This is a genomic window from Modicisalibacter ilicicola DSM 19980 (genome assembly GCF_900128925.1).
GTDB lineage: Bacteria > Pseudomonadota > Gammaproteobacteria > Pseudomonadales > Halomonadaceae > Modicisalibacter > Modicisalibacter ilicicola.
This window is the reverse complement of the sequence record NZ_FQUJ01000002.1, coordinates 379,510-400,396: the sequence shown is the minus strand read 5'-3', so window position 1 is coordinate 400,396 and position 20,887 is coordinate 379,510. Positions and strand designations below refer to the sequence as shown.

Genomic DNA, 20,887 nt, shown 5'->3' with positions numbered 1-20,887 from the left:
TCCAAGTCAAGATCGTCTCTCAAGGTTAATCGGCATCGATCTGGATTGATTGAATATAGCGTTCGTGACGCCGGGTCCTGTCCTTGACGCGCCCGACCAGCTGGCCGCAGGCGGCATCGATGTCATCGCCCCGGGTCATGCGGATCGGTGCCGTGTAACCCAGCTCATACAGCCACTGCTGAAAACGCATCGCCTGGTTGCGCGACGGTTTCTCGTAGCCCGAGTGGGGAAACGGGTTGAAAGGGATCAGGTTGATCTTGCACGGCAACGTCTCGAGCAGTTCGGCGAGCTGTTCGGCGTGCTGGCGCTGATCGTTGACATCCTTGATCAGGGTGTACTCGATGGTGACCATGCGCGTGTCGGCGCATTTCGCCAGATAGCGCTGGCAGGCCTCGAGCAGGGTGCTGATATTGTACTTGCGATTGAGCGGCACCAGCTCGTTGCGCAGTTCATCGTTGGCGGCGTGCAACGAGATGGCCAGGCTGACGTCCAGTTCGTCGCCGAGCTTGTCGATCATCGGCACCACGCCGGAGGTCGACAGGGTGACGCGGCGCTTGGACAGGCCGTAGGCGGTGTCGTCGAGCATCAGCTTCATGGCCGGCACGACGTTGTCGTAGTTGAGCAGGGGCTCGCCCATGCCCATCATCACCACGTTGGTGACCGGTCTGCTGAGGCTGTCGCGGCGCGGGCCTGCACTGCGGCACGCCACCCAGACCTGGCCGATGATCTCGGCGGCGGTCAGGTTGCGCTGGAAGCCCTGCTTGCCGGTGGAGCAGAAGCTGCAGTCCAGGGAGCAGCCGACCTGGGAGGAGACGCACAGCGTGCGGCGGTTGCCGTTTTCGGAAGGAATCAGCACCGTTTCCACGTAGCTGCCGTCCTCGACTTCCAGCACCCACTTGCGGGTGCCGTCCTTCGAGGCACCTTCGTAGACCACGCCGGGGCCCCTGATCTCCGCGACCTGGGCGAGCCGTGCCCGCAATGTCTTGGACAGGTTGGTCATGGCCTCGAAGTCGTCGCAGCCCTCGTGATGGATCCATTTCATCACCTGGGCAGCACGAAACTTCTTCTCGCCGATGGAGACGAAGAAGGCTTCCATCTGCTCCCGGGACAGACCGAGCAGATTGGTGCGTTGATCATTCTGAGCAGCAAAGGCGGATGCGGTCATGGAGATGTCGACAGGTCGTGGGAGCAGAGGGCGGGGGCGGCGTGCCCCCGCAGTGTCGGATCAGCCGCGCGGGCAGATCTCGTCTTCGCCGAAGAAGTAGGCCACTTCACGCTGCGCGGATTCCGGCGAGTCGGAGCCGTGCACGGCGTTGGCATCGATGGACTGGGCGAAATCGGCGCGGATGGTGCCCGGAGCGGCTTCCTTGGGATTGGTCGCCCCCATCAGGTCCCGGTTTCTGGCGACGGCGTCATCGCCCTCGAGCACCTGCACCATCACCGGGCCCGAGGTCATGAAGCCGACCAGGTCGGCGAAGAAGCCTCGCTCCTTGTGCTCGGCATAGAAGCCTTCCGCCTGCTCCCTGGAGAGGTGCAGCATCTTGGCGGCGACGATCTTCAGGCCAGCCTTCTCGAAGCGGCTGTAGATCTCGCCGATCACGTTCTTGGCAACGGCATCGGGCTTGATGATGGATAGCGTACGCTGAGTGGCCATGCGGGTGTCTCTCCTGGAGGTGTGATCGAAAAAAGCGCGATATTGTAACGGTTCGAGGCGCGTTGAGCATCCCGAACCGTTGCGAAACCTGGGTCGTGTCAATGCGCGTGATTCACACGCTGAAGCTTTCGCCGCAGCCGCATTGATCCTTCACGTTGGGGTTGTTGAAGCGGAAGAAGCGGTTGAGCCCTTCCGAGACATAGTCCACTTCGCTGCCATCGAGCATGTTCAGGGCTTCCGGGGCGAGGAAGACCTTGGCGCCATGCTCCTCGAAGGCCACGTCGTTGCTGGCCTCCTGGTCGGCGAAGTCGAGCACGTAGCTGTACCCCGAGCAACCGCTGGGCTTGACGGTGACGCGCAGCCCGAGGCCGTGGCCGCGCTCGTCGAGCACCTGACGGATCTGCTTGGCGGCGGCAGGAGTGATCGAAAACTGTGCCATGAAAACCTCCTCAATGTTGGGTCAGGGCGTTCAGCGCATGCCGCAGTTCGGCGAGTGCGGCGTCGATGTCGGTGTCGCTGGTGAAGCGTCCGAAGCTGAAGCGCAGGGATGTCAGTGCTCGGGCTCGGGGGACACCGATGCCTTTCAGTACATAGGATGGCTCGAGGCTCGCCGAGTTGCATGCCGAACCGGTGGAGACCGCAATGCCCCGCAGGGCCATCAGCAGCGATTCGCCATCCACGCCGTCGAAGGCCAGATTGACGATGTTGGGCACGGACACGCTCGTTTCGGTGTTGCAATGAACGGTCTCGAGCCCCTCGAGCCCGCCGAGGAAGCGTCGAGCGAAGGCGGCGATGCGTTCCTGATCGGCAGCGCCCTCGGCCTCGGCGAGGGCAAAGGCCTCGCCCATGCCGGCGATCTGATGGGTCGCCAGGGTGCCGGAGCGCATGCCACGCTCGTGGCCACCGCCATGGATCAGGGCCTCGAGGCGGATGTCCGGGCTGCGCCGCACATAGAGCGCGCCGATGCCCTTGGGGCCATAGGCCTTGTGGCCCGACAGCGACATCAGATCGACGCCCTGGCGGGCAACGTCCAGCTCGATGCGCCCCACCGCCTGCGCCGCATCCACGTGCAGGGCGGCGCCATGAGCATGGGCCACTTCCGCCAGCGCGGTGACGTCGTTGATCGTGCCCAGTTCGTTGTTCACCGCCATCAGCGAGACCAGCACGGTATCGTCCCGCATCGCCTCGGCCAGCCGGGCGGGCGAAATGCGACCATCGCGCTCCGGGACCAGCCGCGTGACCTCGAAGCCCTCGGCCTCCAGGGCGCTGGCGGTGTCGAGGATGGCCTTGTGCTCGATGCTCGAGGTCACCAGATGGCGGCCGCGGGCACGATTGGCCCGCAGGTAGCCCGTCAAGGCCAGATTGTCGGCTTCGGTGGCCCCCGAGGTCCAGACGATCTCCCTGGGGTCGGCACCAATCAGGTCGGCCACCTGGCGGCGCGCTCCCTCCACGACCTGCTCGGCTTGCCAGCCGGGCATGTGGCTGCGCGAGGCCGGGTTGGCGAAGACGCCCTCCAGGGTCAGGTGCCGGCTCATGACCTCGGCGACGCGAGGATCGACCGGGGTGGTCGCGGCATAATCGAGATAGATGGGGGCGTTCGTGACCATGGGCCTGCTCGTCGTTCCGCAGCGTTGGGTTAAGGCGTGTCGATGGCGATGGTGTCGCCGGCGAACTGCTGTCGTTGCCGGGCGGCAATGCTGCGCACCTCCTGGCGGTTGATCAGATCCCCGAGCGTCACGCCATCGAGAAAGCCGTGGATTTCCGCCGAGAGTTCGCTCCAGAGGTGATGTGTCAGGCAGGTCCGGCCTCCCTGACAGTCCGCGAGGCCCTGACAGCGGGTGGCATCCACCGACTCATCGACGGCATCGATGACTCGGGCGACCGATACCTCCGCCGGGGTCACGGCCAGAAGGTAGCCGCCGCCGGGGCCGCGCACGCTGGTGACGAGCTCGGAGCGGCGCAACCTGGCGAAAAGCTGCTCGAGGTACGACAGCGAGATATCCTGACGCCGGGCGATGTCGGCCAGACTGACCGGACGTTGATCGGCATGCAGGGCCAGGTCGAGCATGGCAGTGACGGCGTAGCGTCCTTTCGTGGTCAGGCGCATAGGTGTCGAACGCAGAGAGTCGGTCGGATGGCCGAGAAATGACGTCAAGGTGGCAATCCAGCTGGTCACCTCGACGGGATGGGGCCATTATGAGAAAACCGAGTAGAACGGTCAACAATAGCCGCCAATGCTCAGCGTTCATTCCCTGCGCGTCTGGAAGCAGGCGTGGACGCCTCGGGCGAGGCAACCCTGTCGCCAGAGGCGTCCTCGTCTGGCGAGGGCGGCCTTTCCTCGGGCGGACGCTTCTCGTTGGGAGGGCAGGGAGTGTCGGCCTCGTCGAGGATCCCCGCGAAGTCCTCGTCGCGCAACGCCGGCAGCTGGCCTGCCCGATAGCTGGCGTCGAGCTTGCGCAGCGTGGCGCACATCACCTCGATGCGCTGATCCACGGCGTGCATGTGATCGAGCATGGCCTGCATGGAGTGGGCCACCGGGTCGGGCATGTCCTGACTCACGCCGTAGGCATCGAAGCCGAACTTCTGGCGAATCGCCTCGCGTCGCTCCGGGTCGAAGGGGGGCTCTTCCTCGACATCCGGGTCGGCCCGCTTGACGATCTTGCCCGGGATGCCGACCACCGTGGCACCGGCAGGCACCGCCTTGGTGACCACGGCGTTGGAGCCTATCTTGGCGCCGGCTCCCACGGTGAAGGGGCCAAGAATCTTGGCGCCCGCGCCGACGATGACGCCATCTTCCAGGGTGGGGTGGCGCTTGCCCTTGTTCCAGCTGGTCCCCCCCAGTGTGACGCCCTGGTAGAGGGTGACGTCGTCCCCCACTTCGGCGGTTTCGCCGATGACCACGCCCAAGCCATGGTCGATGAAGAAACGCCGGCCGATCATTGCGCCGGGGTGGATTTCGATGCCGGTCAGCCAGCGAAACAGCGTCGATAGCGTGCGCGCCAGCCATTTGAGGTTCTTCTGCCACAGCCAGTGGCTCAGGCGATGCGCGAGCAGGGCGTGCAGGCCCGGGTAGTTGGTCAGCACCTCGAAGACGTTGCGGGCTGCCGGGTCGCGCGCGAATACGCTGTTGATGTCTTCTCGCAGACGGCTGAACATGGAGCAATCCTTGTAGGGGGCTGATCGGCAGTCGACTCTCGCGCCGCTCGAATTCCTCATTATTGGGGTGCCTGGGCGGCCCTGCAAGGTGTCTGCGGTACCCTCGTTCGTGTCAGCGGGAAGCGCCGGCTTTCTTCTCCATGGCACTGAGGATGCCACGCAGGATGCTGATTTCCATCTGGTCGGGTCGTGCGCGCAGGTAAAGGCGACGCAGCCGGGCCATCAGTTGCCGCGGTTGTGCCGGGTCGTGAAATTCGACGGCGATCAATGCACGCTCCAGATGGTCGAAGAAACGCTCCAGGTCGGCATGACTGGCCAGGGGGCTGTCCCATTCGAGCCCGAAGGGCATGGCGGACTCGGCCTCGCTCGGGTGCGCCTCCTGCAGCCAGGCCTGGCGGCATTCATAGGCCAGCACCTGCACCGCGGCGGCCAGGTTCAGCGAACTGAAATCCGGGTTGGTCGGGATGTGCACATGGCGATGGCAGCGTTGCAGCTCGTTGTTGGTCAACCCGCTATCCTCGCGGCCGAAGACCAGTGCCACCCGGGCATCGGCGGGCGTGAGCTCCGCGACCAGGCAGCCGCCCAGCTGTCGCGGCGTGAGCATCGGCCAGGGCAGGTTTCGCGAACGCGCGCTGGCACCCACCACCAGGGTGGCGTCGGCCACGGCGCTCTCCAGGGTGTCGTGAACGGGCGCGGCGGCGACCAGTTCGTCCGCTCCCGAGGCGCGGGAGACGGCTTCGCTGGTGCGCACCTCGCAACGTGGCGTGACCAGCGCCAGATCGTCAAGCCCCATGTTCTTCATGGCCCGGGCCACGCCGCCGACATTGCCGGGGTGGCTGGTGCCGACGAGGACGATGCGCAGTTGAGCGAGAGAGAAGGGGCGGTCGAGCATGGCGAAGGATCATCCGAAAATCGGGAAAACAGGAACTCGCGAAGTCTATCACGGCAACGCGGGGATGGCGGCGTGGCGCGATTATCGTGGCCCGGCATGCGACTTTTTGCTAGCATGCGTGGCGTTCTTTAACAGTCATCGACTCTCCAAGGCCCGATCATGCATCCGATGGTCCAATATGCCCTGCGTGCCGCACGCAGTGCTGCCGAACAATTCCTGCGCGTCCGCGAGCGTATCGAGAATGCGCACGGCGATCACAACCTCCAAGGCTTGCTGGAGGATACCGCGCGCAATGCCGAAACCCTTATCGTGCGTCAGCTGGCCCGCGGCTATCCGCAACATGGCGTCGCGGGGCGCTTCACCCCGCATCGTGACGGCGAGGGCGAAGGCCGCGACATCCTGTGGAAGATCGAACCCTTCCACGGCTATTCCAACCTCTGCGTGGCCGGCGACGACTTCGCCTTGTCCCTGGTGTGTCTGGTCAAGGGGCGCCCCGAGCATGCGGTGATCATCTGCCCCTTCAGCGACGACGAATACCTGGCCAGCCGCGGACGCGGGGCCCAGCACAACGGCAAGCGCATCCGGGTGACCAAGGCCACCCACGTGGCCGGCACGCGTATCGCCATGGGCCTGCCGGAGAGCTGGCTGCGGGAGCGACACCTGCCGACCTACCTGCACCTGGTGCAGCGTCTTGGCCCTCAGGTCGATACCCTGACCGCCTCGGGCTGCCCGCTGCTGGACATCGCCGAGATGGCCTCCGGGCGTGCCGATGCGGCACTGGTGCTGGGTCTCGAGGAGCAGGACAGCCTGGTCGGCGCCCTGCTGCTCAAGGAGGCCGGGGCGCTGATGGGCGGTCCTGACGGCGCCCCCGGCGTAGAGCTCGAAGGCAATCTGATGGCGGCCGGGCCGCGGTTGTACAAGGCGATGGTACAGGTGCTCAAAGCCCCGGCTTGAGCAGTGCCCGGGGCTGGCACAGTCGCATCGGAACACGAACCCCCGCTCGTCGAGCGGGGGTTCGTGCGTTCAGGGGGGCACCTGGGCGGACGGGCCGATGACATGCTTGACCTCCTGATAGCTGGCCAGGCCCCAGGGGCCCAGTTCGCGGCCGATGCCACTGCGCTTGAAGCCACCCCAGGCGGTCTGTGGCAGGACCAGTTGTTCGCTGTTGAACCAGATGCTGCCGGCCTGTAGCTGGCGGCCGATGCGCCTGGCCCGCTCGGGGTCGCCGCTGACCACGGTGGCGGCCAGGCCGAAGTCGCTGTCGTTGGCCAGCTCGATGGCTTCCTGCTCGCTGGTCACGGCATGGCCGCAGAGCACGGGGCCGAAGATCTCCTCTCGCCACAGGCGGCTGTCGAGGGGCACGTCCCGGTACAGCGTGGGGGCGACGAAGAAGCCCCGGGCGGGCAGTTCGCGGTCGCGGGAATCGCGCACCGGCGTCAGCCCCTCCCGGGCGGCGATGGCCAGGTAGCCGTTGACGGCGTCGCGCTGTCGGGCGCTGGTCAGCGGCCCCATGCCGGTGGTTTCGTCCAGCGGGTCGCCGAACCGCAGTGCATCGATGCGCTCGCCCAGCACCGCGTACAACGCCTCGGCAATCCGTTCATGGACCAGCAGGCGCGAGGTGGCGGAACAGATCTGGCCGGCGTTGAAATAGAGGCCGGCCATCACGTAGTCGGCGGCCTGCTCGACCTCGGCGTCGTCCATCACCAGGATCGGGGACTTGCCGCCCAGTTCCAGCGAGATGCCCCGGCTGCCCTCGGCAGCGGCACGCATCACCGCCTCGCCGACCCGGTTGCTGCCGGTGAACGACACCTTGTCGACATCACGGTGGGACGCCAGCGGAGCCCCGACCCCCTCGCCGTCGCCATGCACCAGGTTGAACACCCCGGGCGGAAGATCGACTTCCAGGGCGATCTCGGCCAACACCTGTTCGGGCAGCGGGGTGACCTCCGAGGGCTTGAGGACCGCCGTGCAGCCGGCGGCCAGGGCCGGGGCGAGTTTCCAGGCACTGGTCACCAGCGGGAAATTCCAGGGGGTGATCAGCCCCACCACGCCGACCGGATCGAAATAGGCGAGCGCCTCGACATCTTCCATCTCCAGCGTGACCGGCGTTCCCTGGCGCGCATCCAGGGCGCGGGCCTGACCGGCATAGTAGCGATAGCAGGCGATGGCATCGTCCAGATCGATCGCCGCCTCGGCCAGCACCTTGCCGTTATTGGTCGATGACAGGCGAATCAGCTCGTCACGTCGCTTCGTCAGCCCCTGGGCAAAGCCCTCCAGATGGACGGCCCGCTGCGCCCCCGTCAGCGCTCGCCAACCCGGCAGGGCGCGTTGTGCCGCGGCCACGGCCGCCTCCACGTCGGCGCTGTCGCCGGCGGTGACCTCGGCGATCACTTCCTCGCTGTAGGGATTGGTGACCGGCAGGCGGCGCGAGCCCCGGGAGGGCACCCACTGGTTGTCGATGAATTGCTGGTCGAGGCGTTGCATGGAATCTCCTTCAGAACCATGATCGTAAAGTAGCGTCAGCTGGTTGCCTGCAATGCGTTGTGCCAGGCCCGCGCATCCACTTCGACCAGCATCGGCCCATCGGGACGCCCGCACAGCGCCTCGGCCAGGGCTGCCGGGCTGTCGACCCGCAGGGACGTGCAGCCGAACCCGGCGGCGACCTGCTGAAAGTCCGGTGCCTGGAGATCGACACCCAGCCGGGGCACCTCGTGGGCGTCCATGTAGCGGCGGATCTCCTCGTAGCCGGCGTTGTGCCACAGCACCACGATCACCGGCAGGCGCTCCTCCACGGCGGTGGCCAGCTCGCTCAGGGTGAACATCACGCCGCCATCGCCAACCAGCGCCACCACCGGCAATTCGGGCTTGGCCAGGGCGGCACCGAGGGCCGCCGGCAGGCCGTAGCCGAGGGTGCCGTAGCCGGTGGAGGCATTGAAGAAGCGCCGTGGCGCCGATTGCGAGACCAGATGGTTGCCGGCATACACCGGGGCGGTGGAGTCCCCCACCAGAATCGCCTCGGGCAGGGCCTCGCGAAGGGTAGAAAACAGTGGCACGAAATCGGCGAAGGCCGGGTCGGTGTCCAGTGCCAGGGCGTCGCGAATGGTGCAGGCACGCTTCGCGCCCTCCCGGGACAGCGGTCGGGGAAGGTGCTCGAGCAGCAGTTCCAGGGCACGAGCGGCATCGCCGACCAGCCCCAGGCTGGCGGTCTGGTTGCGTGCCAGCTGCTGCGGGTCGATATCAATGCGAATCAGCCGCCCGGCGAGTTCGAAACCGTCATCGAAGACCACGTCGTAATCGGTCTCGCCGAGCTCGGTGCCTACGGCGAGAATCACGTCGGCATTCAGGGCCAGTTCTCGCGCCGGTGCCAGGGCGCCGTTGGCGCCCAGGTCCAGCGGGTGGTCGATGCCCAGCAGTCCCTTGGCGTTGATCGTGGTCAGCACGGGGGCATCGAGCCGCTCGACCAGCGCGCGTGCCGCCTCGGGGGCGTCCACGCAGCCGCCGCCGAGCAGGACCAGCGGGCGCTGCGCTTCGTGCAGCCAGTCGGCAGCAATCGCCAGGCCCCGGGGGTCGGGCGCCGGACGGAACAGCCGCGGTGCCTGCCACGCAGTTGGCGGTTCGACCGGGGCGTCGAACAGATCGATGGGAATCTCGATATGCACCGGCCCCGGGCGCGCCGAAGCGAAGATGGCGAAGGCGCGGGCCAGCACTTCGGTCAGGGCGCCGGGGTCGAGCAGGGTATGGCTGAAGCGCGACACCCCGGCCAGCATCTGCTGCTGGCTGGGCAGCTCGTGCAGCCGCCCCTGACCTCGGCCCAGGGTGTCGCGGCGATTGACGCTGGAAATCACCAGCATGGGGATCGAATCGGCGAGCGCCTGGCCCATGGCGGTGGCGATGTTGGTCATGCCGGGGCCGGTGATGATCAGGCAGACCCCCGGCTTGCCGCTGGCCCGGGCGTAGCCGTCGGCCATGAAGCCCGCGCCCTGTTCATGACGCGGGGTGACATGGCGAATATCGCTTCCCTCCAGCCCGCGGTACAGCTCCACGGTGTGCACCCCGGGGATGCCGAACACCGTATCGACATCGTAGCGTTCGCGCAGCAGGCGGATCAGCAGTTCGGCACAGGTCATGTAAGCAAGTCCCTCCATTTGCCTTGGTCAAACCAAGGTAAGGAAAAGTCGGTGAGCGAAGATCAGACAAGGCAAAAATCAGCGAAAGAGCGGAGTTTACAAGTCGTAAATGAGCATCTTGAGCTGATTTTTAACGCAGTATGATCGAGCACAGGCATTTTTCCTCAAAACACGAAGACGTGGGCGATCAACGCGATGATTGGCAGGGTGATCGCGGTGCGCAGCAGGAAGATCGCCAGCAGTTCCCACAGCTTGAGCGGTATCTTCGACTTCAGCAGCAGGGCGCCGATTTCCGACATGTAGATCAGCTGGGTCAGCGACAGGCAGGCGATCACGAAGCGGGTCAGCTCGCTCTCGATGTTGGTGGCCAGTACCGCCGGCAGGAACATGTCGGCGAAGCCGACCAGTGTCGCCGGGGCGGCGGCCTGGGCTTCGGGAATCCCCAGCCACTCCAGGACCGGCACCATCGGATAGGAGAGCCAGGTGAACAGCGGCGTGAACTCGGCCAGCACCAGTGCCACGGTGCCGATGGCCACGACCAGGGGCAACAGTCCGAAGAAGATGTCGGCGACGTTGAACAGGGCGATGCGGACCAGCTGGCCCGGCCCCGGCGACTTCTCGGCCCGGGCCACGGCCTGGGCCAGGCTGAAGCGCAGGATGCCCATGCCGCCGGTGCTCTCCTCGGCGATCTGGCAGCCCACCGGCTCGTGGTAGCGGTTCGACTTGCGCGACAGCGGCGGCAGGCGCGGCACGATGACGGCGGCGATCAGGCCGGCGACCAGTACCGTGAGATAGAACTCGATGAACAGGTGGTTGATCTTGATGAAGGAGGCGACCAGCAGGGCGAAGGCGATGGAGACGATGGAGAAGTTGGTGGCGATCGCCGCGGCCTCGCGCTGGTTGTAGTAGCCCTGTTCGTACTGCTGGGTGGTGATCAGCACGCCCACGGTGCCGGAGCCCATCCAGGAGGCGGTGGCATCGATGGCGCTGCGTCCCGGCAGGCCGAAGATCATGCGAAACGGCTTGCGCACCAGGCTGCCGATGAACTCCATGAAGCCGAAGTCGACCAGGAACGGCAGCAGCAGGGCGGCGAAGAAGAAGAACGTCAACAGCACCGGCGCCAGATCGTTGAGCATCACGCCGCCGGTGGTCGAGGCGATGATGACCCCGGGGCCTACCTGAAACAGCGTCATGACCGCGAAGAGGGCGCCCAGCGCCCGCAGGGCGAGCCACAGCCAATCGACATCGAACAGCTCCCTGAGCGACCCCTTGAGCCAGGTCGGTCGAGTGAGCTTGACGAGCACGGTCACCACTGCGGAGATACACAGGATCAGGGCGGCCAGCGGCGGCAGGGCTTCGCCCAGCAGGGCCTTCAGGCCATCGGCCAGGAACCCCATGCCGATGTTGATGCTCTCGCCCGAGGCGAAGGGTATCAGGAACATGCCGATCCCGATCAAAGAGGGGATCAGAAACTTGAGCAGCCCGCGACGACTGAACTTGCCGCCCTTGAGGTCATAGGGACCCGTGGACGTTTCCACTGGAGAAACCATGGGAAGTACTCCCTTGTTGTTCTGGGGTTGAGGTTTAGCGGCGCTGCACGCCGGGCAGCACGCACAGCATTTCGTAGAGCAGCGTTGCACCCATCAGTGCCGTGTTGCCGCTGGGATCGTAGGGGGGCGAGACTTCCACCAGATCGCCGCCGACCACATTCAGCCCCCAGGCGCCACGCACGATCTCGAGTCCCTGCTGGGCGGTGAGGCCGCCCATCTCGACGGTGCCGGTGCCGGGCGCCACCGAGGGGTCCAGGCCATCGATATCGAAGGAGATGTACACCGGGCCGTCACCCATCTGCTCGCGGACCTCGGCCATCAGGGGGGCCAGCGACTTGTACCAGCACTCCTCGGCCTGTACCACCCGGAATCCCTGTTCGCGACACCAGTCGAAATCGTCGGCGGCGTAGCCGGTGCCGCGCAGGCCGATCTGCACCACTCGCCGGCTGTCCAGCAGGCCTTCCTCCTGCGCCCGGCGGAAGGGGCAGCCATGGGCCACGGGTTCGCCGAACATGTGTTCGTTGACATCGGCGTGGGCATCGACATGGATCAGGCCGACCGGACCATGCTTCTTGGCGATGGCCCGCAGCAGCGGCCAGGTCAGGGTGTGATCACCGCCCAGGGTCAGCGGCACGCAATCCTGGGCGAGCACCTCATCATAGTAGTCGGTGATGATGTCGAGATTCCTGGGCAGGTTGAAAGTATTGATCGGCACGTCGCCGATGTCCGCCACCTGCAGGCTGTCGAAGGGCGCGGCCCGGGTCGCCATGTTGTAGGGGCGCAACATGCGCGACTCGTCGCGAATCTGGCGCGGTCCCAGGCGGGTGCCGGGGCGATTGGAAGTGCCGATGTCCATGGGCACGCCGATGAATGCCGCGTCCAGGCCGGCGGCACTCGACTGGGTCGGCAGGCGCATCATGGTGGCCGGGCCGCCGAAGCGGGGCATCTCGTTGCCGCCCAGGGGCTGGTTGAGGGTCTTGTCGCTCATGTGGGTCGCTTCCTTGAAAAAGGGTTCGATCACCCTTGTCGATGTGTTGTGCATTTATCATGCGAGAAACGTGCCAACTTGTAAGGTTCTGTTCTTGAAGCGGCTCGGGCGCTGAATGATTCATGAGTGCATCGTCACTGGTGTCCGGCGATTCACCTGTGTATTGTTTGATGCATATGTGAATCGCGCGGGAGCGTTCATGGGCGACATCGATACCGCGGTACTCAAGACCATCGTCGACACGGCTCACGACCATTTCTTCATCGTCGAGGCCAGTGGCCGCATTCTCGACGTCAGCCCGGGCAGTGCGGCGGTCTACGGATTGAGCAGTGAGGAGCTCTGCGCCACGACCGTGCAGGATCTGGTCGAACGCGGGGTGCTATCCCCCTCGGTGACCATGGAGGTGATTCGTACCGGGCAGGCGGCGCAGGTCATGCAGCACACCGGCACCGGGCGCCGGGTGATCGCCGAGGCGCATCCGGTATTCGTCGACGGCAAGCTTGAACGCATCGTCTCGCGTTCCATGGATCTCACTGATCTGCAGTTGCTCCAGGATGAATACACGCTGCTCCAGCGACGCTTCAGCGAGCACCTGAAACGCGGCGGCTCGGCGTCCCTGGGTGACGACCTGGAACTCGACAACCTGGAGGTGCGCAGCGGCGTCATGCGCGAGGTGGCGCTGCTGATCAAGCGGGTCGCGCCTACCGACGCCACGGTGCTGATGCTTGGCGAGTCCGGCGTGGGCAAGACCGCCTTCGCCCGCCAGTTGCACCGCTGGAGCGCGCGCCACGACGGCCCCTTCATCGACGTCAATTGCGCCGCCATTCCCGAGGCGCTGTTCGAGTCGGAAATGTTCGGCTATCAGCCCGGGGCCTTCAGCGGCGCGGCTCGCCAGGGCAAGGCTGGCGTGCTGGAAATGGCCGATGGCGGCACTTTGTTTCTCGACGAGATCGGCGAACTGCCGCTGGCCATGCAGACCAAGCTGCTCAAGGTGATTCAGGATGGACGGGTCACCCGGCTCGGCGATACCCAGGCACGGCGCGTGGATTTTCGTCTGGTGGTGGCCACCAACCAGGACCTTGCCGCCCGGGTCGAGGGCGGCGCCTTTCGTCTCGACCTCTACTACCGGCTCAACGTCATTCCGTTGACGCTACCGCCCTTGCGTGAACGCCGCGAGGACGTGCCCGGCCTGGTGGAATTGCAGCTGGAGCGCCTGAATCGGCGCTATGGGCGTACCAAGGTGCTGCACCCCAGCGTGTGGCCCGAACTGATGGGACGCGACTGGCCCGGGAATGTGCGCGAACTCGAGAACTGGATGGAACGTGCCTGGCTGGCGGCGCCGGATGAAGTGATCGGGGCCCCGGGCAACGACGCCTTGCATGCCGGCCTGCAGCGTGGACCCTCGATCGACGCCCCTCCCGCCGGCCTGGCGGAGCTGACAGAGGGGCAAACCCTCAAGCAGGCCCTGGAGGTCCACGAACGACAGATCCTGGAATCGCTGAGCCGCCAGGCCACCAGCACCTATGGCCTGGCCGAGCGACTGGGCATCAGCCAGCCCAGCGTGGTGCGCAAGCTGAGAAAACATGGCCTGCGCATCGGTGCCGGACAAAAAACCTTACAACACCCCGCCGGGGCGGGGTGACGAGTCTTATCGGCAAAGGAAGTGGCTCAAGGCAGCTCTTCTTCCTCGGCATTCTCCTTCTTCGCCGGGATCAGATCCTCGCGCTCGAGCTTGATCGCGATCAGCAGCGCCGAGGCGACGTACACGGACGAGAAGGTACCGATGATCACGCCGATGATCAGTGCCAGGGCGAAGTTGTGGATCATGTCGCCGCCCAGCAGCAGCAGTGCCAGCAGCACCAGCAGGGTGGTGCCGGAGGTGGCCAGGGTGCGGGCCAGGGTCTGGTTGATCGAGTCGTTGAAGATCACCGCCATGTCGTCGATGCGCGACTTACGGATGTTTTCGCGAATGCGGTCGTAGACGATGATGGTGTCGTTCAGGGAGTAGCCGATCACCGCCAGGATCGCCGCCAGCACCGTCAGGTCGAACTCGAGCTGGAACAGCGAGAACACGCCGAGCACGATGGTCACGTCATGGATCAACGCCAGCAGAGCGCCGAAGGCGAACTTGTACTGGAAGCGAAAGGCCACGTAGAGCATCACCACGCCCAGCGCCACCAGCATGCCCAGGCCGCTCTGGTCGCGCAGTTGCCCGCCGACCTGGGCCCCGACGAACTCGGCGCGCACCAGGTTCACGCTTTCGCCGCTCTGGCGCAGGATCTCCGTGACTTGATCGCCGACGTTCGGGTCGAAGGCCTGCTGCAGGCGCACCAGTATCTCGTTGGTGGCACCGAAGGTCTGTACCGAGACGTCCCGGAAGCCGGCGTCTTCGAGCAGCTGGCGAATCGTGTCCAGGGCCGGGGCGCTGGCGTAGCGTACCTCGACCAGGGTGCCGCCGGTGAAGTCCAGCCCCAGGTTGAGTTGCTGGAACAGCAGGGTCAGCACCGACACCAGCAGCAGGACACCGGACGCAATGAAGGCATAGCGGCGCTTGCCCATGAAATCGAACTGTCGCATCGCGTTAGCCTCTCAAATCCAGAGTTTCTTGATCGGTTTGCCGCCGATGGTCAGGTTGACCATCGCCCGGGAGACCAGGATGCCGGTGAACATCGAGGTCAGGATGCCGAGCGACAGGGTCACGGCGAAGCCCTTCACCGGCCCGGTGCCGATCGAGAACAGGATCACCGCCACCAGCAGGGTGGTCAGGTTGCCATCGATGATCGAGGTGAAGGCACGCTCGTAGCCGGCATGGATCGCCTGCTGGATCGGCATCCTGGCACGCAGCTCCTCGCGTATGCGCTCGAAGATCAGCACGTTGGCATCCACCGCCATCCCCAGGGTCAGCACGATGCCGGCGATGCCCGGCAGGGTCAGGGTGGCGCCGAGCATCGACAGGGCCGCCAGCAGCAGCACCAGGTTGGTCACCAGGGCCAGGTTGGCGACCACGCCGAAGGCCTTGTAGCGGATCAGCATGAAGGCCACCACCAGCAGCATGCCGATCTCGACGGAGAGGATGCCCTGCTCGATGTTGGCCTTGCCCAGGCTCGGGCCGATGGTGCGTTCGGCGACGAAGTAGATGGGGGCGGCCAGGGAGCCTGAACGCAGCAGCAGGGCCAATTCCTCGGCTTCGGTGGGGGAGTCCAGTCCGGTGATGCGGAAGCTGTTGCCCAGGGCGCTCTGGATGGTGGCCAGGCTGATGATGCCGCGCTCGGTATAGGGAATGCGCTCCTCGACCTGCTCGCCATCCTTCATCACCGTGCGCGTGCGCGTCTGGTTGTCGATGTAGATGACCGCCATGGACCGGCCGATGTTCGAACGTGTCGCTCGGTTCATCAGCGTGCCGCCGGTGCCGTCCAGGTTGATGTTGACCTGGGGGCGTCCGTTCTCGTCGAAGCTGCGGCTGGCGCTGGAAACGCTGTCGCCGGTGATGATGACGTCGCGCATCAGCTCGGCGGTGCGATTCTCGTTGTTGCGGAAGGGGAGCGTCTCGGTCTCGTTTGCCGGGGTGTCCGGGCGCGCCTCGAGGCGGAACTCCAGATTGGCGGTGGCGCCCACCACGCGCTTGGCGGCGGCGGTATCCTGGACCCCGGGCAGTTCGACGACGATGCGGCTGGGCCCCTGGCGCTGTACCAGCGGCTCGGCGACCCCCAGTTCGTTGACGCGATTGCGCAGCGTGGTGAGGTTTTGGTTGATCGCGTAGTCCTGGATCTCGCTGACCTGCTGCTCGGTCAGTGTCATCGCCAGCACCGCACCGCGCCCGGCGTCGCGATTCTCGTACTGGAAGTCGGGGAATTCGCGACGGATGATGTTCCGGGCCTCGCTGCGGTCCTCTTCGCTGGCGAAGGTCAGCGTCAGGGTGCGCCCCTCGACGGTGGTGTCCCGGTAGCGGATGCGTTCGTCCCGCAGGCTTTCCCGCATGGCGCTGGCATTGACCTCGAGACGCTGGGTGAGGGCGGCTTCCATGTCCACTTCCAGGGCGAAGTGCACGCCGCCCCGCAGGTCGAGCCCCAGGTTCATGGGCGCGGCGCCCAGGCTCTCGAGCCAGGCCGGCGTCGATTCCGCCAGGTTGAGGGCCACGGTGAATTCGTCGCCGAGGGTCTCGTTGACGATGTTGCGTGCCTCGAGCTGCTCGTCCGCATCGGTCAGACGAATCAAGGCACCGTTGGCTTGCGGGTCGATGCCCTTGATGTCGATGCCGGCCTCGTCGAGGGCGTTGCGCAGCCGATCGAGCCGGGATTCGTCGAGGGTGACGTTGCTGCGCGAGCTGCTGATCTGGACGGCGGGGTCCTCGGGATAGAGATTGGGCAGGGCGTAGATCAGCCCAACCACGAGCACGATGAGTATCAGCAGATACTTCCACAGGGGGTAACGGTTGAGCATGGAAGCCCGGTCCTTGTTGCTGACGCGATGAAGACGCTGCCGACGGGGCATCGGCAGCGTGAAGGCGGAATCAGATGGACTTCAGGGTGCCCTTGGGCAGTACCGCAGCGACGGCGTTCTTCTGCACGCTGACTTCGGTGCCCTCGGCGATCTCCATGGAGATGAAGTCATCGGTGACCTTGGTGATGCGGCCGATCAGGCCACCGCCGATCACGATCTCGTCGCCCTTGGAGAGACTGCTGATGAGTTGCTTGTGCTGCTTGGCGCGCTTGGACTGCGGGCGCCACAGCAGGAAGTAGAAGATCAGCACGAAGCCGACCAGCATCACGATCTGGGCGATGCCGCCGCCCGCAGGTGCGCCACCTTCGGCGTGGGCCTGGGAAATGAAGAAATCCAGCATGGGTTGAGGTCTCCGGACAAGGTTTCAAAGATTGCGAGTATTAGAGGGCCGGACACTCCGGGTTCGGCCAAAAACGGGTCTTCCCTGGGTGTTCCGCCTGGATGCCGCTCGGTATCGCCCAGGGCTCAGTGCGGTGCGTCGGGCACCGGTAAGCCGCGCCGCGCATAGAACATTCCCACGAAGTTCGCCAATGTACCCGCTTCGATAGCACCGCGCAAACCGGCCATGAGCCGTTGGTAATGGCGCAGATTGTGGATGGTGTTGAGCATCGCGCCAAGCATCTCGCCACAGCGATCCAGATGATGCAGATAGCCGCGCGAGAAGTGCCGGCAGGTGTAGCAGTCGCAATCCGCTTCGAGGGGCCGGGTGTCGTGGCGATGCCTGGCGTTGCGGATCTTGATCGTGCCCTCGGCGGTGAACAGGTGGCCGTTTCTGGCATTGCGGGTCGGCATCACGCAGTCGAACATGTCGATGCCACGCCGTACTCCCTCGACCAGGTCCTCGGGCTTGCCGACCCCCATCAGGTAGCGCGGCTTGTCCTCCGGCATCCAGGTCGGCAGATAGTCGAGCACCTCGATCATCTCCGCCTTGGGCTCGCCCACCGACAGCCCGCCGATGGCCAGGCCATCGAAGCCGATCGCCTCGAGCCCTTCCAGGGAGCGCTTGCGCAGTTCCGGATACATGCCGCCCTGGATGATGCCGAACAGCGCCGAGGGGGAGTCGCCATGAGCGATTCGCGAGCGCTCGGCCCAGCGCAGGGAAAGCTCCATGGAGCGCTGAGCCTCGTCCGGCGTGGCCGGGTAGGGCGTGCACTCGTCGAAGATCATCACCACGTCGGAACCCAGCGAACGTTGTACCGCCATCGACTCCTCCGGGCCCATGAACACCTTGGCGCCATCCACCGGCGAGCGAAAATGCACGCCGGCTTCGGTGATCTTGCGCATCGCCCCCAGGGAGAAGACCTGGAAACCGCCGGAGTCGGTGAGGATCGGCCCCTGCCATTGGGAAAAGTCGTGCAGGTCGCCATGGGCCTCGATCACCTCGGTGCCCGGGCGCAGCCACAGATGGAAGGTATTGCCGAGGATGATCTCGGCACCGATCTCCTCGACGCTCTGGGGCGTCATGCCCTTGACCGTGCCGTAGGTGCCCACCGGCATGAAGGCCGGGGTTTCCACCGTGCCGCGGGGGAACGTCAGCCGGCCGCGGCGGGCGCGCCCGTCGCTGGCCAGGCGGTCGAACTTCATGAAGCAATCGTTTCGCATGGGGGTCTCGGTCGAAATCAAGGCGTTTTGCGCGTCAAGAACATCGCATCGCCGTAACTGAAGAAACGGTACTGCTCGATGACGGCTTCGCGATAGGCGTGCAGGATCGTATCGCGACCGACGAAGGCAGAGACCAGCATCAAGAGCGTCGATTCCGGCAGGTGGAAGTTGGTTACCAGGGCATCCACGCAGCGCCATCGATAGCCTGGGTAGATGAAGATGTCGGTCTCGCCGCGAAAGGGGGTGATCTCGCCATCGGTGCTGTTCAGGCAGGCACTCTCGAGGCAGCGCACGCTGGTGGTGCCCACCGCCACGACGCGCTTGCCGCGTGCCCGGGCGGCGCGCACCTGCTCGCAGGCCTTCTCGTCGACCTCGAGCCACTCGCTGTGCATGTGGTGCTCGCGGATATCCTCGACCCGCACCGGCTGAAAGGTACCCGCTCCCACGTGCAGGGTGACGAAGGCGTGTTCGATACCCCGTTCGCCCAGGGCATCCATCAATGGCTGATCGAAGTGCAGCCCGGCGGTGGGCGCGGCCACGGCACCCTCGCGCCGCGCGTAGACTGTCTGATAGCGTTCGCGATCGGCGAGCTCGTCCTCGCGGGTGATGTAGGGGGGCAACGGCATGTGGCCATGGCGTTCGAGCAGTTCGACCAAGGGCGTCTCGCCAAGAAAGCGCAGCTCATACAACGCCTCGCGGCGGCCTTCGACGACGGCGTGGATGTCGCCCTCGAAGATCAGTTCGGTGCCGGGCTTGGGCGACTTGCTGGCGCGGATGTGAGCCAGGCCACGGTGGGCGTCCAGCGGGCGTTCGAGCAGCATTTCCACGCGTCCGCCGCTGGCCTTGTGGCCATGCAGCCGGGCGGGGATCACCCGGGTATCGTTGAATACCAGCAGATCGCCCGGGGCGAGCAGCTCGAGCAGGTCGGGAAAACGTCGATGTGCCAGCTCACCGCTCTCGCCATCCACGCACAGTAGCCGGCAGTCACTGCGCTGCTCGGAAGGATAACGGGCGATCAGCTCGTCGGGGAGATCGAAATGGAAATCGGCACGCTGCATGAAAACGGGATTGCCAGGCAAGATGAATAGGGGAAAGCCCGCGCCCAAAGCGTTCGGGGCCGTTCGACAGGGCGCACATGATAGCCGAGTGAGACCGAGAAGTCAGGCCGGCATTGACGCCGCGACGAAGCCCCGTATAATGCGTCCCGCTGCCGGTGTGGCGGAATTGGTAGACGCAGCGGATTCAAAATCCGCCGCTAGCGATAGCGTGTCGGTTCGAGTCCGACCACCGGCACCACAATTTCAATAGTTTATCTCTCCTTTCTTGCGTTACCTCCACGGCGTATCGTCCAATGATCTCCTCTTATTGGGACAGGTATGGGCGATGGCGCTTCATCACGTCCAGACCCCATGAGAGGGTAAGAAAACTCAAGGTCCAAACCCCGCGAGGGGGGCGACAAATGTTGACATTCGAGAGTGGTCCGCAGGGTGATGCCGACACCGCTGTGATTGAGATGCTGCGCGATGACCCGGCGATGGCCGTTGACTACCTGCGCACCGCCTTCGAGGAGCTGGATGAGGAGGGCGGGGAGTCGGCGTTTCTAATGGCGCTGCGTCATGTGGTGGAAGCCCAGGGCGGCATCGCGGCCGTGGCCGAACGTGCCAAGGTCTCACGCGAGAGCCTGTACCGGGCACTATCGCCCAAGGGGAATCCGACCCTGCGCACCATGACCGCTGTCATCAAGGCGACCGGCATTCGCTTCCACGACCTGACGCATCCTGCCTCCTGATCTGGCTCCGGCTGGCGCTACAGTGCCCGTGCACAGAAAACGTCAGCCGCCTGGCGCTCGCCACGGGCAGTAAGATACACTGCAAGAAATTCAGTGATATGAGATATGAGGGAGGCCACCATGACCACGCCGCTTTCCCCCATCGTCTCCGAGTTCGAGACCGAGGAGCAGGCCGCCAGCTATGACCGCTGGTTTCGTGAGCGGGTAGCCGAGAGCCTGGCGGACACGCGCCCCACGATCCCGCATGATGAAGTGATGGCGGACATGGAGGCGATCATTCAGGACGCCGAGCGCCGGCATAGTCGCCAAGCGTGACGCTCCCGCTGCACTGGCGGGCCACTGCCCGCGAGCAACTGGCATCCATCGTGCGTTTTATCGCCGAGCGCGACCCCCGGGCCGCCCGCCGCCTGAAAGCCCGGCTGGAGTCGGCCCCGCTGTTGCTGTCAGAGCATCCCTACCTGTACCCGGCTGGCCGCGTCCCTGGAACGCGGGAGTTGGTGGCCCATCCAAATTACCTTCTCGTCTATCGTGTAGCCGCTGATCGTGTGGAGGTGGTCGCCGTGCTGCACACTCGGCAAGAGTACCCACCGAGCGAGTGACGCTTTCGCCTTCACTGGTGCTTCATCCGG

21 protein-coding genes and 1 tRNA gene are annotated in these 20,887 nt (G+C 65.3%); 6 read left to right on the top strand and 16 right to left on the bottom strand.

Annotated elements, in window-relative coordinates:
* Positions 1-25 precede the first annotated feature (25 nt).
* The 7 genes from rlmN to BUA41_RS01880 form a co-directional block, all read right to left on the bottom strand.
* Entirely contained in the window at positions 26-1,165 is a 1,140-nt protein-coding gene (rlmN, locus tag BUA41_RS01910; RefSeq protein ID WP_072819158.1) for a dual-specificity RNA methyltransferase RlmN, read from the bottom strand.
* A gap of 60 nt (positions 1,166-1,225) precedes the next feature.
* Entirely contained in the window at positions 1,226-1,654 is a 429-nt protein-coding gene (gene ndk, locus BUA41_RS01905) for a nucleoside-diphosphate kinase (protein ID WP_072819156.1), read from the bottom strand.
* A 112-nt stretch (positions 1,655-1,766) separates the two neighbouring features.
* The gene (locus tag BUA41_RS01900; protein ID WP_072819155.1) at positions 1,767-2,093 is read right to left on the bottom strand and encodes a HesB/IscA family protein; all 327 of its coding nucleotides are present in this window, start codon (positions 2,091-2,093) and stop codon (positions 1,767-1,769) included.
* A 10-nt stretch (positions 2,094-2,103) separates the two neighbouring features.
* Positions 2,104-3,261, bottom strand: coding sequence for an aminotransferase class V-fold PLP-dependent enzyme (locus BUA41_RS01895; protein ID WP_072819152.1), 1,158 nt, complete (start codon positions 3,259-3,261; stop codon positions 2,104-2,106).
* A 29-nt stretch (positions 3,262-3,290) separates the two neighbouring features.
* Positions 3,291-3,761 carry a Fe-S cluster assembly transcription factor gene (locus BUA41_RS01890; RefSeq protein WP_072819150.1) on the bottom strand — a complete coding sequence of 157 codons (471 nt, stop codon included), beginning with the start codon at positions 3,759-3,761 and terminating at the stop codon, positions 3,291-3,293.
* A gap of 131 nt (positions 3,762-3,892) precedes the next feature.
* Positions 3,893-4,810, bottom strand: a complete 918-nt coding sequence (gene cysE, locus BUA41_RS01885) for a serine O-acetyltransferase (protein ID WP_072819148.1) — start codon at positions 4,808-4,810, stop codon at positions 3,893-3,895.
* 112 nt (positions 4,811-4,922) lie between these two features.
* On the bottom strand, positions 4,923-5,702 hold the full coding sequence (locus BUA41_RS01880; protein ID WP_072819145.1) for an RNA methyltransferase: 780 nt from the start codon (positions 5,700-5,702) through the stop codon (positions 4,923-4,925).
* A gap of 159 nt (positions 5,703-5,861) precedes the next feature.
* On the opposite strand from BUA41_RS01880, the gene BUA41_RS01875 reads away from it, so the two are divergent.
* Complete coding sequence (locus tag BUA41_RS01875) at positions 5,862-6,656, top strand: inositol monophosphatase family protein (protein WP_072819143.1); 795 nt, start codon at positions 5,862-5,864, stop codon at positions 6,654-6,656.
* 69 nt (positions 6,657-6,725) lie between these two features.
* Here BUA41_RS01875 and BUA41_RS01870 read toward each other — a convergent pair whose 3' ends face one another.
* From BUA41_RS01870 to speB, 4 genes are all read right to left on the bottom strand, one after another.
* Entirely contained in the window at positions 6,726-8,186 is a 1,461-nt protein-coding gene (locus BUA41_RS01870; protein WP_072819140.1) for an aldehyde dehydrogenase family protein, read from the bottom strand.
* Positions 8,187-8,221: 35 nt separating this feature from the next.
* Entirely contained in the window at positions 8,222-9,829 is a 1,608-nt protein-coding gene (locus BUA41_RS01865; RefSeq protein WP_072819139.1) for a 5-guanidino-2-oxopentanoate decarboxylase, read from the bottom strand.
* A gap of 164 nt (positions 9,830-9,993) precedes the next feature.
* Entirely contained in the window at positions 9,994-11,379 is a 1,386-nt protein-coding gene (locus tag BUA41_RS01860) for a YjiH family protein (protein ID WP_084671043.1), read from the bottom strand.
* 34 nt (positions 11,380-11,413) lie between these two features.
* Entirely contained in the window at positions 11,414-12,367 is a 954-nt protein-coding gene (speB, locus tag BUA41_RS01855) for an agmatinase (protein ID WP_072819138.1), read from the bottom strand.
* Positions 12,368-12,566: 199 nt separating this feature from the next.
* On the opposite strand from speB, the gene BUA41_RS01850 reads away from it, so the two are divergent.
* The gene (locus BUA41_RS01850) at positions 12,567-14,009 is read left to right on the top strand and encodes a sigma-54 interaction domain-containing protein (RefSeq protein ID WP_072819137.1); all 1,443 of its coding nucleotides are present in this window, start codon (positions 12,567-12,569) and stop codon (positions 14,007-14,009) included.
* A gap of 26 nt (positions 14,010-14,035) precedes the next feature.
* Here the strand turns inward: BUA41_RS01850 and secF are convergent, their stop codons facing one another.
* The 5 genes from secF to queA all read right to left on the bottom strand — a co-directional run bounded on the left by secF (position 14,036) and on the right by queA (position 19,527).
* Positions 14,036-14,944 carry a protein translocase subunit SecF gene (secF, locus tag BUA41_RS01845; protein ID WP_072819136.1) on the bottom strand — a complete coding sequence of 303 codons (909 nt, stop codon included), beginning with the start codon at positions 14,942-14,944 and terminating at the stop codon, positions 14,036-14,038.
* A 12-nt stretch (positions 14,945-14,956) separates the two neighbouring features.
* Positions 14,957-16,807, bottom strand: a complete 1,851-nt coding sequence (secD, locus tag BUA41_RS01840; protein WP_072819135.1) for a protein translocase subunit SecD — start codon at positions 16,805-16,807, stop codon at positions 14,957-14,959.
* 70 nt (positions 16,808-16,877) lie between these two features.
* Positions 16,878-17,207: a preprotein translocase subunit YajC gene (gene yajC / locus BUA41_RS01835; RefSeq protein ID WP_072819134.1), complete on the bottom strand. Its 330-nt coding sequence runs from the start codon at positions 17,205-17,207 to the stop codon at positions 16,878-16,880.
* Positions 17,208-17,332: 125 nt separating this feature from the next.
* On the bottom strand, positions 17,333-18,451 hold the full coding sequence (tgt, locus tag BUA41_RS01830; protein ID WP_072819133.1) for a tRNA guanosine(34) transglycosylase Tgt: 1,119 nt from the start codon (positions 18,449-18,451) through the stop codon (positions 17,333-17,335).
* A 35-nt stretch (positions 18,452-18,486) separates the two neighbouring features.
* Entirely contained in the window at positions 18,487-19,527 is a 1,041-nt protein-coding gene (gene queA, locus BUA41_RS01825) for a tRNA preQ1(34) S-adenosylmethionine ribosyltransferase-isomerase QueA (protein WP_072819441.1), read from the bottom strand.
* 151 nt (positions 19,528-19,678) lie between these two features.
* Here queA and BUA41_RS01820 point away from each other — a divergent pair.
* The 4 genes from BUA41_RS01820 (at position 19,679) to BUA41_RS01805 (ending at position 20,857) form a co-directional block, all read left to right on the top strand.
* A tRNA-Leu gene (locus tag BUA41_RS01820) sits at positions 19,679-19,765 on the top strand.
* Positions 19,766-19,928: 163 nt separating this feature from the next.
* Entirely contained in the window at positions 19,929-20,258 is a 330-nt protein-coding gene (locus BUA41_RS01815) for an addiction module antidote protein (protein WP_072819132.1), read from the top strand.
* A 120-nt stretch (positions 20,259-20,378) separates the two neighbouring features.
* Entirely contained in the window at positions 20,379-20,573 is a 195-nt protein-coding gene (gene relB / locus BUA41_RS01810) for a type II toxin-antitoxin system RelB family antitoxin (protein WP_072819131.1), read from the top strand.
* A complete protein-coding gene (locus BUA41_RS01805; protein ID WP_072819128.1) occupies positions 20,570-20,857 on the top strand; it encodes a type II toxin-antitoxin system RelE/ParE family toxin in 288 nt (95 codons plus the stop codon). Before relB ends, BUA41_RS01805 begins: the two co-directional genes overlap by 4 nt.
* Positions 20,858-20,887 lie beyond the last annotated feature (30 nt).